Source organism: Saccharothrix sabaoui (assembly GCF_051756985.1).
In the GTDB taxonomy this organism is placed as follows: Bacteria; Actinomycetota; Actinomycetes; order Mycobacteriales; family Pseudonocardiaceae; genus Actinosynnema.
Genome location: NZ_JBPKJK010000062.1, coordinates 1 through 14,696 on the forward strand (window position 1 = coordinate 1; position 14,696 = coordinate 14,696).

Genomic DNA, 14,696 nt, shown 5'->3' on the forward strand with positions numbered 1-14,696 from the left:
CCGCCGCACCCGCGCGCACCGCTCACCCCCCGACGGTGGCCCAGAACGCCTCGCCGTCGCCGGCCACCACCGCCGCGCTCCGCTCGTCGTGCGGCAGGAACACCGACTCGCCGCCGCGCAGCGCGACCGCCTCGCCGGCGCGGGTCACCACGACGGAACCGCCGGTGCACAGCAGGAGCTGCGGCCCCCGGCCGGGCAGCACGGCCCCCGCCCGCACGGCGTGCAGCCGGAACTCCGGGTCCGGCGTCCGGTACGTCCTCACCGGACCGTCGACCTCGCCGTCCAGCAGCCCCGCCGGTCCGGCGCGGTGGTCCACCAGCTCCAGCACCCCCGGCACGTCCACGGGTTTCGACGTGAGCCCGGCGCGCAGGACGTTGTCCGAGTTGGCCATCAGCTCCACGCCGACGCCGCGCAGGTGCGCGTGCAGCACCCCGGCCGGCACGTACGCGGCCTGGCCCGGTTCCAGCGTGACCGCGTCGAGCAGCAGGGCCGCGACCACGCCCGGGTCACCGGGGTGGACCCCGGCCAGGTCCGCGACGTGCCGGAGCGCGGGCACCCCCGCCGCCGCCCGCGCCACCTCGTCGACCACGTCCGCTCCCCCGTGCAGCGCCCGGCGCAGCGCTCCCGCCGTGTCGCCCGCGGCCAGCGCGTCGCGCACCGGGCCCAGCGCCGCGACGCCCAGGGCGTCGAGCAGCGCCACGGTCGCGGCGGGCTCGCGGAACCCGCACAGCGTCTCGAAGTCGGTGAGCGCCACCAGCACCTCGGGCTTGGCCCGGTCGTCGCGGTAGCCGCGCTCGGCGAACCCGGTCCTCGCCCGCTCGCGGTCCGGGTGCACCTGGAGCGACAGCGGCGCGTCCACGGCCAGCACCTTGAGCAGGAACGGCAGCCTCGGGCCGAACGCGGCCAGGCACTCCGGGCCGAGGAGCCCGGCCGGGTCGGCGGCGAGGTGGACGTCCAGCGGCACCCCGCAGTCCGCCAGGCGCGACGGGTCGTCGGGGTGCGCGCCGACCCACAGCTCGGCCTGCGGCACCGGGCTCGGCGACGGCTCGCCCCGCATCCCGGCCAGCGCGGTCCGCGAACCCCAGTGGTACTCCCGCACGACGGCGTCCAGCCTGCGCACAGCGCTCCCCCGCACGGTCAGATCACCACCGGCAGCGACGGGACCCGCCCGTCCACGCCACTCGCGCCGGCCGGGCCGGCCGCCCGGACCGCGTCGACGGCGCCCACCGCGCCCACCGCGCCCACCGCGTCGACCGCGTCGACCGCGAGCAGCGCGGCGGCCCCGATCAGGCCCGAGTCCACGCCGAGCGTCGCCGGGCGCACCTCGACCCGGCGCATGAAGTCCAGTCCCGAGTAGGCGGCCAGCGGTTCGACCACGGCGGGTCCCAGCAGGTCCCACGCCTGCGCCACGCCGCCGCCGATCACCACCCGGTCGATCTCGCACAGCGCCGAGGCCACCGTGACGACGCGGGCGACCGCCTCCCCGGAGCGCCGGAACGCGGCCCGCGCCGCGGGGTCGCCCGCCCGGGCCGACGCGGCGAGCGCGATGCCGTCGGCCGTGCCGCCGAGCGGTCGCCAGCCCTGCTCCAGCGCCCAGCGCACCATCGACGGCCCGCTGGCGACGGCCTCCGAGCAGCCCCGCGCGCCGCACCCGCACGGCGGGCCCGCGGGGTCGACCACGAAGTGGCCGACGTGCCCGGCGTTGCCCGTGGTGCCGAAGTGGGGTCGGCCGTCGAAGACGAACCCGCCGCCGATGCCCGTGGAGACGACCATGCCGAGCAGGCACGAGCTGCCGCGCCCGGTGCCGTGGCGGTGCTCGGCGAGGGCCATGCACAGCGCGTCGCCGCCGAGCCGGACCGGCAGGCCGGGGACGAGCGCGGCGACGCGGGCGGTGATCGGGAAGTCGCGCCAGCCCGGGATGTTGACCGGGCTGATGGTGCCCGTGCGCAGGTCCATCGGCGCGGCGGAGGCGATGCCCGCGCCCAGGACCTCCCGTCCGAGGGCGGCGGCGTGGTCGAGCACCTCGGTCGCGACCCCCGCGAGGCCGCGCCAGACGGTGTCCGCGTCCCCGGCGGGGGTCGGCGCGGCGCGGCGGGCGAGCACGGCGCCGTCCGCCCCGACCAGGGCCGCCGCGAGCTTCGTGCCGCCGATGTCGAGGGCGAGCGCGACCGGCTCGCGTGCGTGGCGCATGGAACTTAGTTAAGCGGTTAAGCAAAGTTACGTCAAGAGGGCCGACCGAGGCGGTTCCCGAGGTCATCAGCGCCGGTGACGGCCTGCTGAAGCGGTTGCGCGACGCCCTCGGCGGCGGTGCGCCCAGGACGGTGAACCCGGGACGGTGAGCCCGAGGCTGCGCACCCCCGGTGGCGGGACCACCCGGTCACCGCCTCACCCCGGCACGCGCACCTCGACGCGGGCGCCGCCCCGCTGGAGGCTGTCCCACGCCGCCAGCAGCGCGGCCAGCGTGCCCAGGTTCGCCCGACCGGACAGCGCCGACGCCCGGCCCTCGTGGACGGCGTCGGCGAAGTCCCGCACCACGGCCACCCGGTCGCCCACGCCCGCCTTCGACGGCAGCGCCTCCACCGGCACGGTCTCCGGCGGCAGGCCGGCCCGGTGCACCGTCACGCGGGACAGGTTGACCCGGCTCTCGCCCGACCACTCCACGGTGCCGCCGTCGCCCTCGACCACCCACTCGCCGGACCACGGGGTCGTCGTCGCCTGGCTGCTGGTCGACGCGCTGTACTCGACCAGCGCGCCGCCGGCCAGCTCCAGGGTCGCCGAGAACGACGACAGCAGCACGTCCGGGTCCTGGCCCCGCCGCCAGCGGTGGGCGGTGACGGCGGCGACCTCGCCCAGCAGGTACCTGACCAGGTCGAAGTGGTGGGCGGCGACCTGGTGCAGGACCGAGGTGTCCGGTGACGGCCCGAGCGCCTGGAAGCGGTGGTCCCGCCGGAAGGACACGCGGGCGTTGCGGACCTGCCCGACGTGCCGCAACGCCTCCTCCGCGACCGCGGCGGCCGGGAAGAAGCGGTGGTTCTGGGACACCAGCAGCACCAGGCCGCGCGATTCGGCCAGCTCGACCAGCGACACCGCCTCGGCCAGGTCCAGCGCGAGCGGCTTCTCCAGCAGCACGTGCCGGCCCGCCTCCAGGGCGGCCCGCGCCACCGGGGCGTGCGCGCCCAGGGAGGTGGTGACCAGGACCGCGTCGAAGTCGGCCGACCAGTCGACGGCGGCCGACGCCGGCGTGCCGGTCAGCGCGGTGAACTCCGCGCGCCGCAGCGGGTCGGTGTCCACGAAGCCGACCGCGGCCAGCTCCGGCGCCTCGGGCAGCACGCGCACGGCCCAGTCGGTGCCCCACGCGCCCAGTCCGACCTGGACGGTCCTGATCACCACCGCGCCGTCACCACCGCGCCGTCACAGGTGGCGCTCGATCTCGGCCAGCTCGTCGGCGTCGAAGTCCAGCCGGGCGGTGGCCGCCACGTTGTCCTCCAGCTGCCGCACGCTCGACGCGCCCACGAGGGCGGACGTGACGTTGCGCAGCACCCAGGCGATGGCGAGCTGCGCCAGCGTCTGGCCGCGCCCCTTCGCGATCCCGTCCAGCGCCCGCACCTTCGCCAGCGTGGCCTCGTCGAGCCGGTCGGCGCTGAGGAACGGCGACGGGCCCGCCGCGCGCGAGCCGGACGGGATGCCGTCGAGGTAGCGGTCGGTCAGCACGCCCTGGGCCAGCGGCGAGAACGCGACGCTGCCCGCGCCGACCTCGTCCAGCACGTCCAGCAGGCCGTCCTCGACCCACCGGTTGAGCATCGAGTACGACGGCTGGTGGACCAGCAGCGGCGTGCCCAGGCGCCGCAGCACGGCCGCGGCCTCCCGGGTCTGCTCGGCCGAGTAGTTGGAGACGCCGACGTAGAGCGCCTTGCCGGAGCGGACGACGTGGTCGAGCGCGCCCATCGTCTCCTCGATCGGCGTGTCCGGGTCCGGCCGGTGGTGGTAGAAGACGTCGACGTGGTCGAGGCCGAGCCGGCCCAGCGACCGGTCCAGCGAGGACACCAGGTGCTTGCGGGAGCCCCACTCGCCGTACGGGCCGTCCCACATCAGGTAGCCGGCCTTGGTGGAGACGACGATCTCGTCCCGGTGGGCGGCGAGGTCCTGCGCGAAGACCCGGCCGAAGTTCTCCTCGGCGCTGCCGGGCGGCGGGCCGTAGTTGTTGGCCAGGTCGAAGTGGGTCACGCCCAGGTCGAACGCGCGGCGCAGGATGGCCCGCTGGCCGTCCAGCGACCGGTCGTGGCCGAAGTTGTGCCACAGGCCCAGGGACACGGCGGGCAGCTTCAGCCCGCTGCGGCCGGACCGGCGGTAGGGCATGGACTCGTAGCGCTCGGCGGCGGGCTGGTGGGTCATGGTCTCCCTCTAGAGCGGTGCGGCGGTGCTGGAGCGCGGGACGAGCGTCGCGGTGGGCGACCAGCGCTCGGCGACGTCGCCGCCGCCGACCAGCTCCAGCACCGACTCCGCGACGGTCACGCCGAACTGGTGCACGTCCACGCTCATCGTGGTGAGCGCGGGCGAGGCGAGGCGGCACAGCGACGAGTCGTCCCAGGCGACGAGGCTGAGCCGGTCGGGCACGGCGAAGCCCAGCTCCTTGGCGACGCCGAGGCCGGCCACGGCCATCACGTCGTTGTCGTAGAGGATCGCGGTGGGCGGTTCGGCGGCGCCCAGCAGCGCCGCGGTGAGCTTGGCCCCGGACTCCTCGGAGTAGTCGCCCTCCAGCACGACGGGCTCGACGCCCGCCGCCGCGCAGCCCTCCAGCAGCGCGGCCGTGCGCGCCCTGGTGTGCAACAAGGTCCGCGGGCCGGTGACCCGCGCGATGCGCCGGTGGCCCAGCTCCAGCAGGTGCGCGAGGACCTCGCGGACCGGCCCGGCGTCGTCCGAGCGGACGGCGGGCACGGCCAGCTCGTCCGGTTCGCCGACGAACAGCGCGGGCAGGCCCATCTCCCGCAGCACGGCCGGGCGGTGGTCGTCGACGGTGCGGTTCACGACCACCACCGCGTCGACCACGCCGCCCGCCGCCCACCGGCGGTAGGCGGCGATCTCGGCGTCCTCGGTGGCCACGACGTGCAGCAGGACGGAGCGGTCGTCCTCCGCCAGGCGTTCCTCGATGCCCGCGATGAACTCCATGAAGAACGGCTCCGCGCCCAGCAGCCGCGCGGGCCGGGCCAGGACCAGGCCGACCGACCCGGTGCTCGCCTGGCCGGGGCCCGCCGGGTCGCCGGGGGCGGAGCCGGCGGTCACGTCCGCACCGCGCCCAGGTCGTTGGCGCAGCGCAGCACCAGCGGACCGGTGAGCGCGGCCGGGTCCTCCAGCTCGGCGGAGGTGCGCACCAGGAACGAGTGCGACTCGCCGGCGGCCAGCGGGACCAGGGCGTCGTCCACGACGGCGTCCTCGGCGACCCGGTCGGGCAGCAGCGCGACGTCGCGGGCGAACGAGGAGGCGGCGACGTCCACCCGGTAGCCGCCGTCGACCCTGGTGACCTCGGCGGTCAGCGGGGCGGGGTCGTAGGCCAGTTCCAGGTCCTCCCGGAACACGTGCGCGGCGCGCGCGTCGGCCGTGCTCACGACCAGCACCTCTCCCTTCGGGTCGGCGGGTGTCACGAGGTCCTCCGCCAGCTCCAGCGTCGCCACCGACCGCGCCGGCACGTCGAGCGGAATCGTAGCCGTCGCCAGGGCCTCCCCCGCGAACGTCTGCCGCGTGACCGCCACCTCACCGGTCCAGACCGCGTCGGTGTCGTTGACGGCGACCAGCGCGTCCCGGCCGGCGCGCGGCTGCACGGTGAGCAGGCGCGGCGCGAAGGCGTGCTTCAGCGCGTAGTAGAGCGGCTTGGGGCGCTCGTCGCCGTCCACCGCGGCCCACGACGTGACCGGCCAGCAGTCGTTGAGCTGCCACACGACCGCGCCGGCCGTGCGCGGCCAGTGCGAGCGGAAGTGCTCGACGCCGAACGCGACCGCGCGCGCCTGGTTGAGCTGGGTCGCCCAGTGCCAGTCCTCGAAGGACCCGGGCGCGGGCAGGTGCGGCGCGAGGCCGCGGTCCAGCTTGCCGTTGCCGTCCTCGGCCTTCTGGTGCAGCAGGAACGCGGGCGAGGTCGGCGTCGTCGGCTCGTCGTGCACCCACCTGGTCAGGGTCGCCCAGGTGGGCGGGCCCTGGAAGCCGAACTCCGAGCAGAACCGGGGCGTGTGGTCGCGGTAGTGGGTGTAGTCGACGCGGTTCCACACCTCCCACTCGTGCCGGGTGCCGTGGGTGTCCTCGTTGGGGTGCAGGTCGCCGGGGCTGTACGGGCTGCCCGGCGAGTACGGCCGGGTCGGGTCCAGCTCGGCGACGATCGCGGGCAGCAGCTCCTGGTAGAACCCCAGGCCCCAGGTGCGGCCCTGGAGCTGCTCCTGCCAGCCCCAGTCCCGGTAGCCCCACAGGTTCTCGTTGTTGCCGTTCCACAGCGCGAGGGAGGCGTGCGAGGTGAGCCGGGCGACGTTCTCGCGGGCCTCGGCCTCGACCTCCTCCCACATCGGGGACTCCTCGGCGTAGGCGGCGCAGGCGAACGGGAAGTCCTGCCAGACCAGCACGCCGCGCTCGTCGCAGACGTCGTAGAAGTCCTCGGTCTCGTAGATGCCGCCGCCCCAGACGCGGAGCAGGTTCATGTTCGCCGTCACGGCCTGGTCGACGCGGCGGGCCAGGCGGTCGCGGGTGATGCGGGTGAGGAAGTGGTCGTCGGGGATCCAGTTGGCGCCCTTGGCGAACACGCGCGTGCCGTTCACGACGAAGGTGAACGGGGTGCCGACCTCGTCGGGCTCGGTGTCCACGGTGACCGTGCGGAAGCCCACGCGGCGGTGGTGCGCGTCGACCTCGGCGCCGTCCGCTTCGAGGGTGACGCGCAGGTCGTAGAGGGGGTGGTCGCCGTAGCCGACCGGCCACCAGAGGTCGACGCCCGGCACCTCGACGGTCACCGAGGCGGTGTCGCCGGTCACCGCGACCCGCCGCTCCGCGCCGCCGACGGAGACGACGACGGCGAGGTCGGCGTCCCGCGCGCGGTCGACGGCGACGTGCACCTCGACCCGGCCCGTGCCGTCGGCGTCCACCGCGACCAGCGGGCGGACCTCGCGGAAGCGCGCGTCGGACCAGCGCTCCAGCCGCACCGGCTTCCAGATGCCCGCGGTCTGGAGGTCGGGGCCCCAGTCCCAGCCGAACGAGCAGGCCATCTTGCGCACCGCGTTGAACGGGTGGCCGTAGGCGCGGTCGCGCGCGCCCAGCGCCTTCTCCTGCTCCTCCGCGTGGGTGAGGGCGGAGCGGAAGGTGACGACCAGCTCGTTGGCGCCGTCGCGCAGGGCGTCGCGCACGTCGAACCGGTACGAGCGGTGCATGTTCGCGGTGCTGCCGAGGACGTGGCCGTTCAGCTCGACGGTCGCCACGGTGTCCAGGCCGTCGAACGCCAGCTCGACCTGCTCGCCGTCCCGCGCCGCGCCGGCCTCGAACGTCGTGGCGTAGCGCCAGTCGGCGCGGTGCATCCAGGCCAGCTCGGCCTCGTTGGTGTCGAGGTAGGGCTCCGGGATGAGGCCCGCCGCGAGCAGGTCGAGGTGCGTGCTGCCGGGGACGGCGGCCGGGACCTCCCGGTCCGCGACGCCGTCCGGGACCGGCCCGCCCACCGCGCGCAGGCGCCACCCGTCGTGCAAGGTCGTGCGGATCATCGTTCCTCTTTTCCCGGCGCTTCCCGGCGCGGCGGTGGGTTTCCGCCTTGTGAACATCAAGGTATGGCGATTCTTACGCCAGCAACTAAAGTAAGTCAACGAGCTTCATCGTCGACGAGGGAGGCCACGAGTGGCGGACGTGACGCACCTGCGGGCGGCGGGGGTGAGCGTGGTCCTCGACTTCTCCGGGGGCACCCTCCCCCGCGTCCGCCACTGGGGCGCGGACCTGGGCGAGCTGACCGACGCCGAGCTGGGCGCGGTGGTGCTGGCGCAGGCGCCGCACCCCATCGGGTTCTCCGTGGACGGGGCGGTCGACGTGGCCGTGCTGCCCGAGCAGTCGGCCGGCTGGCTCGGCACGCCCGGCGTCACCGGCAACCGCGACGGCCGCGACTTCTCCACCGCGTTCCGCGTCGTGTCCGTGGACGGGCCGCTGGTGCGCGCCGTCGACGAGGCGGCCGGGCTCGGGCTGGAGCTGGTCGTCGAGCTGCTGCCGTCCGGCCTGCTGCGGCAGCGGGCGTCGCTGACCAACACCGGCTCCGGGCCGTTCGCGGTGGACGCGGTCTCGCTGACCCTGCCGGTGCCCGCCGAGGCCGTGGAGCTGCTGGACTTCACCGGTCGCTGGACGCGCGAGCGCAGCCCGCAGCGCACCCGCTTCACGCAGGGCCTGCGCGTGCGCGAGAACCGCACCGGCCGCACCGGCTACGACTCGGCGTACCTGCTCGCGGCGGGCGTCGAGGGCTTCGGCAACCGCACCGGCGAGGTCTGGGCCGTGCACACGGCCTGGTCCGGCAACCACCGCACGTTCGCCGAGCGCACGTACCACTCGGTGTCGCTGCTGGGCTCGGGCGAGCTGCTGCTGTCCGGCGAGGTCGTGCTGGCGCCCGGCGAGACCTACACCTCGCCGTGGCAGTACGCGTCGTGGGGCGTGGGCCTGGACGAGGTGTCCGCCCGGTTCCACCGGCACCTGCGGTCGCGCCCGACGCACCCGGTGTCGCCGCGCCCCGTCGTGGTCAACACGTGGGAGGCCGTGTACTTCGACCACGACCTCGCGCGGCTCACGGCGCTGGCGGACGCGGCGGCGGCGATCGGCGCGGAGCGGTTCGTGCTCGACGACGGCTGGTTCGGCTCGCGCCGCGACGACAAGCGCGGCCTGGGCGACTGGTACGTGTCCGACGAGGTGTGGCCGGAGGGGCTGACGCCGCTGACCGACCACGTGACCGGCCTGGGGATGCAGTTCGGCATCTGGGTCGAGCCGGAGATGGTCAACCCCGACTCCGACCTGGCGCGGGCGCACCCCGACTGGCTCATGGCGGCGGGCGACCGGCTGCCGGGCGCGGCGCGGTCGCAGCAGGTGCTCGACCTGGCCCAGCCGGGCGCGTACGCGTACGTCCTGGAGCGGTTGGACGACCTGCTGTCCACCTACCCGGTGTCGTACCTGAAGTGGGACCACAACCGGGACCTGGTCGACGCGGGCCACCGCCCCACCGGCCGCGCGGGCGTGCACGGGCAGACGCTCGCCGTCTACCGGCTGCTCGACGAGCTGCGCTCCCGCCACCCCGGCGTGGAGGTCGAGTCGTGCTCGTCCGGCGGCGCGCGGGTGGACCTGGAGGTCCTGGAGCGCACCGACCGGGTGTGGGTGTCGGACTGCATCGACGCCCTGGAGCGGCAGTCGGCGCAGCGCTGGACGAACGCGCTGATCCCGCTGGAGCTGATGGGCACGCACGTGGGCGCGGCGTCGTCCCACACCACGCACCGGCGGCACCCGCTGGACTTCCGGGCGGGCACGGCCCTGTTCGGCCACTTCGGCGTCGAGTGGGACCTGACCGCGGCCACCCCGGACGAGCGGGCCCGCCTGGCGGAGTGGGTGGCGCTCCACAAGTCGCTGCGCGGCCTGCTGCACACGGGCACCTCGGTGCACGGCGACCACCCCGACCCGGCGTTCGACGTGCACGGCGTGGTGGCCGAGGACGGCTCGGACGCCGTGTTCGCGATCGTGTCGGTGGCGACGTCCGCCTCGTACCCGCCGGGCCCGGTCCGCCTGCCGGGCCTGTCCCCCGACCGCCGCTACCGCGTGCGGCCCCTCGCGCCGGGCGACGTGCCGGACGGGAACGCGGACGACTGGGGCGTGCGGCTGCCGTGGTGGACCCCGGAGGGGGTCGTGCTGCCGGGCCGGGTGCTCGGGTCGGCGGGCGTGCAGGCCCCGGTGCAGTACCCGGAGCGGCTGGTGCTGCTGCGGGCGACGGCGGTGTGACTCACGCCCCCAGCGCCACCACGACGGCGGCCGGTGCGGTGCCGTCGTGGTGGGCCCGCAGCACGCCGCCGGCGGCGTCCCAGCCGAAGTCCCACGACGGCGCCGACAGCGGGAACACCGGGGTCACCTCCGCGGACCGCCCGCGCAGGTGCGGCACGGGGAGGGCGACGTCGGGCGGCGCGTCCGGCAGGCGCCACAGGGCCAGGTGCGTCGCCGCGCCCCGCAGGCCCGCCGCCACCCACGGGCCGGGGCGGGAGGTCAGGCCCAGCGGCCAGAACGGGGTGGAGCGGGCGATCTCCGGCCTCAGCGCCTTGTGCGCCGCCACGGCCTCGCGGACCAGGGCCCGCCGGTCCTCGTCCATCAGGTCCACCCGGCCGGCCAGGTAGAGGCGGCCCAGCACGCCCGTCGCCAGGGTGAACACCGCCTCGTCCGGCGTCATGCCCGGCTGCGCGTACGCCCAGTTCCCGCACTGCTCGGGCAGCACGGACGCGGGCGCGGCGGCGGCGATCCTGGGGTACAGCAACGGGTTCTGCTGGTCCGACGTGGACTGGAGGTGCAGCCTGGACAGCAGCGCGTAGTCCATCCGCATCGCGCCGGACGCGCAGTTCTCCAGCAGCAGCCCGGGGTGGCGGGCCAGCACGGAGTCCAGCCACGCCAGGTGGGCGCGGTTGTGGCCGAGCAGGCCGTCGCCGGGGGCCAGGCCGCCCACGTCGGTGCCCGCGCCCGGCATGATGTTGTAGTCCAGCTTCAGGTAGCCGACGCCGAGGTCGCCGACGAGCCGGTCGACCACCTCGTCCAGGTGCGCGACCGCGGCCGGGTGGCGCAGGTCCAGGTGGAACCGGCCGTGCTCGCCGACGCGCGCGCCGTGCCGCTGGAAGAACGCGTCGTCGGGCAGGGTCCGGGCGAGCGACGAGCGGGTGCCGACGACCTCGGGCTCCAGCCACAGGCCGGGCACCATGCCGCGCGACCGGATGTGCTCGGTGACCTCGCCGAGGCCGCCGGGGAAGCGGGTGCGGGACGGCCGCCACTCGCCGACGCTGTCCCACCAGCCGCCGTCCTCGTCGTACCAGCCGGCGTCCACGCAGAAGCAGTCCGCGCCGACGTCGGCCGCCGCGTCGACCAGCGGCAGCAGCTTGTCCGTCGTCGGGTCGCCCATCAGCGTGTTCATGTAGTCGTTGAAGACCACCGGGAGGTGCGGGGCGCGCCGGTCGCGCCGCGTCGCCCGCCGCTGCCGGGTCAGGGCCGCGAACGCCTCGTCGACCCCGCCGGCGGCGACGGCCACCGACACGGGCACGGTGGTGAAGCCCTCGTCGGCCGTCACGACCCGCGCCCACTGGTGCTCGCCGTCCGCCGGGCCGAGCAGCGCCAGGTAGGCCCCGTCGACGGTCTCGCCGACCTCCCAGTGCCACGCGCCGTTGTGCTCGACCTGCCACGCCAGCGCCCAGCTGTCGTCGCGGGCCACGAGCGCGCCGGACGGCAGGTGCTCGCCGGTGGACCACGAGCTGCGCGAGGTCAGCGCGAACCGGCTGCGCGAGGCGTGGTGGTGCGCGGCCGGGTCCATCGCGACCAGGCCGGCCTCGCGCAGCGGCGTGCGGTGCCAGCGGGACTCGGCGACCCAGTCCGAGTCGCCGTGCACCAGGTCCACGTCGTCCACCGCGCGGCCGGAGTCGACCAGGAACGCCCCGGTGGACAGCGACGTCACGGCCTGGAGGTGCACCGGGTCGCCGGTGGCCGCCACCTCGGTCCACGTCCGCACGGCGGGCACGCCGGCCACGCCCCGGAACACCGACGTGACGACGAGGCCGGTCACCTCGTCGTGCTGCACGACGCGCAGCTCGTCCGCCGACGCCCGGTGCTCCCGGTAGCGCAGCCGCGCGCCGATCGTGGTGTCGGCGTAGCGGTGGCTGCCGGGGAACCGGCCGTGCCCGAGCGCCTGCACCTCGACCAGCGGCACGCCGACGCCGTCCACCGGGCCGTCGGGGCGCAGCGACAGCAGGCTCACGGGTCCGTCGCCGGTGCGCAGCACGAGCCGCACCGCGCCGGTCGACCAGGTCAGCGTCACGGGGTCGCCTCCTCCCACCGGCGGGTGCCGTGGTCGTACGCGGCGGCGGCGCCGGCCCGTTCGACCTCGGCCGGGTCGATGTCGAGCACGCGACCGCGCGCGTCGGGGTTCGGCGCGGCGGACGCCAGGATCTTCGTGTACGGGTGCTGCGGGTTCAGGATCACCTCGTCGGCGGGCCCGCGCTCGACGACCCGGCCCTTGTAGAGCACCAGGATGTCGTCGGAGAAGTGCCGGGCGGTGGCGAGGTCGTGCGTGATGTAGAGGACGGCGAGGTCCTCCTCCCGCTGCAACCGGGCCATCAGGTTGAGCACGCCGAGCCGGATCGACACGTCCAGCATGGACACCGGCTCGTCGGCCACCACGACCTTCGCGCCGGGCGCGAGGGCGCGGGCGATGGCGACGCGCTGCCGCTGGCCGCCGGACAGCTCGTGCGGGCGGCGGTCGGCGATGTCGCGGCCGGGCAGGGACACCCGGTCGAGCAGCCGGACCACCTCGTCCCGGCCGTGCGGCCGGCCGTGCAGCCTGAGCGGTCGTTCGAGGTGGTGGGCGATGGTGTGGAACGGGTTGAGCGAGGCGAACGGGTCCTGGAACACCATCTGCACGTGGTCGCGGTAGCGCCGGTCGGGCACCCGCCGCCCGGCCTCGTCGGTGACCGCGATGTCGCCGCCGGTGGGCTTCTCCAGCCGGGCGATCATCCGGGCGATGGTGGACTTGCCGGAGCCGGACTCGCCGACCAGCGCCACCGTGCGGCCCGGGGTGAGGGTGAACGACACGCGGTCCACCGCGCGCAGCTTCACCCGCTTGAGGCCGACCCGGACGTGGAAGTCCTTGACCAGCCCCTTCGCCTCCAACGCGGTCATCGGACGCCTCCGGGTGCCGTGGGTTCGCCGGACCGCACGAACGCGCCGCGCTCGCCGGTCAGGCTGGGGAACGAGTCGAGCAGTTGCCGCGTGTACGGGTGGGACGGGTTCTCGTGCACCTCCCGCGCGGTGGCGTACTCGACCACCTCGCCGTCCTTCATCACGGCGATGCGGTCGGCCAGCTCCAGCAGCAGCGGCAGGTCGTGCGTGATGAACAGGACGGCGAAGCCGATCTCGTCGCGCAGCCGCAGGATCTCGCGCAGGATGCCGCGCTGCACGACCACGTCGAGGGCGGTGGTCGGCTCGTCCATGATCATGACCTGCGGGTCGAGCAGCAGCGCCATGGCGATCATGACGCGCTGCCGCATCCCGCCGGACAGCTCGTGCGGGTAGGACGTCAGCCGCCGCACGTCGACGCCGACGAGCTCCAGCACCTCCTCGCACCGGGCCCGGCGCTGCTCCCGGGTCATCCCCGGGCGGTGCGTGGTGAGCACGTCCTCCAGCTGCGCCCGCACGGTGATGACCGGGTTGAGGGCGTTCATCGCGCCCTGGAAGACCATGGACAGCTTCGACCAGCGGAACGCCCGCAGCTCGCCCGGTGCGAGCGCGAGGACGTCCACGTCACCGCCGTCGCGGTCGTGGAACGTGACCGAGCCGGTGCTCACCTCGGCGGGCGGCCGGTGCAGCCGGTTGACCGCGTAGGCGAGCGTGGTCTTGCCGCAGCCGGACTCGCCCGCGAGGCCGAGGATCTCGCCGCGGCGCAGCGTGAGCGACACGCGCTCGACCGCGTGCACGGGCCGGTCGACCCGGTAGACGACCGACAGGTCGCGCACGGTCAGCACCACGTCGTCGTCCGGGCGCGCCACGGGCTCGGGCGCGCGGACGACGTCGGCCGCCCGGCGGCGGGGGATGTCGCGCAGCTTCGGGTTGATGATCTCGTCGATGCTGAAGTTGACCAGCGACAGGCCGCAGCCGAACAGGGCGATGATCAGGCCCGGCGGCACGAACCACCACCACGCCTCGCGCTGGAGGGCGAACCCGTTCTGCGCGTAGTAGAGCATCGTGCCGAGCGTGGACGAGTTGGACGCGCCCAGGCCGAGGAACGACAGGCCGGCCTCGCTGAGGATCGCGTAGATGACCGAGAACACGAACTGCGAGGCCAGCAGCGGCAGCAGGTTCGGCAGGATCTCGACGGTGATCACGCGCCACGGCTTCTCGCCCGCCACCCGTGCCGCGGCCACGTAGTCGCGGTTGCGCAGCGACAGGGTCTGGGCGCGCAGCACGCGGGCGGACGCGGCCCAGCCGGTGATGGCGAGCACCACCGCGATCGTCCACGACCCGCGCTGGTCGGCGGGCACGAACGCGGAGATCACGATCACCAGCGGCAGGCCGGGGATGACCAGCATGACGTTGGAGAACAGCGAGAACGCCTCGTCGACGTACCCGCCGACGTAGCTGCCGACGATGCCGAACAGGGCGGACAGGAACGTCGCCATCACGCCGACCAGCAGGCCCAGGTACAGCGAGCCGCGGGTGGCGTGGGCGATCTGGGCGAGGACGTCCTGGCCGGTCAGCGTGGTGCCCAGCCAGAACTCGCCGCCCGGCGGGGTGAGCCCGGTGTCGCGGATGGCGTTCGGGTCGCCCACCAGCAGCGGCCCGACCAGGCCGAGGAGGGTGATGGCGGCGATGAGCCCGAGGCCGACGGCCAGCTTCGGCGACCAGCGCGGCAGCATCGAGCGCCAGCCCGACCGGCCGCGCGGCGGTGCGACGGTCACGGGACTGAGGTTGGTCACGGTGTCCGC

The 14,696-nt window shown here is 75.2% G+C and carries 10 protein-coding genes; 1 reads left to right on the forward strand and 9 read right to left on the reverse strand.

The window, feature by feature from the left end; translation table 11 throughout:
* Nucleotides 1-22: 22 nt before the first annotated feature.
* The 6 genes from manA to ACR807_RS20375 form a co-directional block, all read right to left on the reverse strand.
* Nucleotides 23-1,120, reverse strand: a complete 1,098-nt coding sequence (gene manA / locus ACR807_RS20350) for a mannose-6-phosphate isomerase, class I (RefSeq protein WP_438922940.1) — start codon at nt 1,118-1,120, stop codon at nt 23-25.
* A gap of 17 nt (nt 1,121-1,137) precedes the next feature.
* Entirely contained in the window at nt 1,138-2,190 is a 1,053-nt protein-coding gene (locus tag ACR807_RS20355; RefSeq protein ID WP_438922941.1) for an ROK family protein, read from the reverse strand.
* A gap of 195 nt (nt 2,191-2,385) precedes the next feature.
* Nucleotides 2,386-3,390, reverse strand: coding sequence for a Gfo/Idh/MocA family protein (locus tag ACR807_RS20360; protein WP_438922942.1), 1,005 nt, complete (start codon nt 3,388-3,390; stop codon nt 2,386-2,388).
* 21 nt (nt 3,391-3,411) lie between these two features.
* Complete coding sequence (locus ACR807_RS20365) at nt 3,412-4,392, reverse strand: aldo/keto reductase (protein ID WP_438922943.1); 981 nt, start codon at nt 4,390-4,392, stop codon at nt 3,412-3,414.
* Nucleotides 4,393-4,401: 9 nt separating this feature from the next.
* Nucleotides 4,402-5,280: a LacI family DNA-binding transcriptional regulator gene (locus ACR807_RS20370; protein WP_438922944.1), complete on the reverse strand. Its 879-nt coding sequence runs from the start codon at nt 5,278-5,280 to the stop codon at nt 4,402-4,404.
* Nucleotides 5,277-7,721 (reverse strand): glycoside hydrolase family 2 protein, encoded by a 2,445-nt coding sequence (locus ACR807_RS20375; protein ID WP_438922945.1) that lies wholly within the window; start codon nt 7,719-7,721, stop codon nt 5,277-5,279. Before ACR807_RS20375 ends, ACR807_RS20370 begins: the two co-directional genes overlap by 4 nt.
* Before the next feature lie 130 nt (nt 7,722-7,851).
* On the opposite strand from ACR807_RS20375, the gene ACR807_RS20380 reads away from it, so the two are divergent.
* Nucleotides 7,852-9,972 carry an alpha-galactosidase gene (locus ACR807_RS20380; protein WP_438922946.1) on the forward strand — a complete coding sequence of 707 codons (2,121 nt, stop codon included), beginning with the start codon at nt 7,852-7,854 and terminating at the stop codon, nt 9,970-9,972.
* A 1-nt stretch (nt 9,973) separates the two neighbouring features.
* Here ACR807_RS20380 and ACR807_RS20385 read toward each other — a convergent pair whose 3' ends face one another.
* Genes ACR807_RS20385 through ACR807_RS20395 form a run of 3 tightly spaced genes read right to left on the reverse strand, consistent with a single transcriptional unit; the run spans nt 9,974 to nt 14,687 of the window.
* A complete protein-coding gene (locus ACR807_RS20385) occupies nt 9,974-12,034 on the reverse strand; it encodes a glycoside hydrolase family 36 protein (RefSeq protein ID WP_438922947.1) in 2,061 nt (686 codons plus the stop codon).
* Entirely contained in the window at nt 12,031-12,894 is an 864-nt protein-coding gene (locus ACR807_RS20390; protein ID WP_438922948.1) for an ABC transporter ATP-binding protein, read from the reverse strand. The genes ACR807_RS20385 and ACR807_RS20390 overlap by 4 nt, the downstream gene beginning before the upstream one ends.
* Nucleotides 12,891-14,687, reverse strand: coding sequence for a dipeptide/oligopeptide/nickel ABC transporter permease/ATP-binding protein (locus ACR807_RS20395; RefSeq protein WP_438922949.1), 1,797 nt, complete (start codon nt 14,685-14,687; stop codon nt 12,891-12,893). The genes ACR807_RS20390 and ACR807_RS20395 overlap by 4 nt, the downstream gene beginning before the upstream one ends.
* Nucleotides 14,688-14,696 lie beyond the last annotated feature (9 nt).

Coding starts and splice junctions, on each gene's coding strand:
- ACR807_RS20355 (WP_438922941.1), bottom strand. CDS start 2,190: ATGCGCCACGCACGCGAGCCGGTCGCGCTCGCCCTCGACATCGGCGGC.
- ACR807_RS20365 (WP_438922943.1), bottom strand. CDS start 4,392: ATGACCCACCAGCCCGCCGCCGAGCGCTACGAGTCCATGCCCTACCGC.
- ACR807_RS20375 (WP_438922945.1), bottom strand. CDS start 7,721: ATGATCCGCACGACCTTGCACGACGGGTGGCGCCTGCGCGCGGTGGGC.
- ACR807_RS20390 (WP_438922948.1), bottom strand. CDS start 12,894: ATGACCGCGTTGGAGGCGAAGGGGCTGGTCAAGGACTTCCACGTCCGG.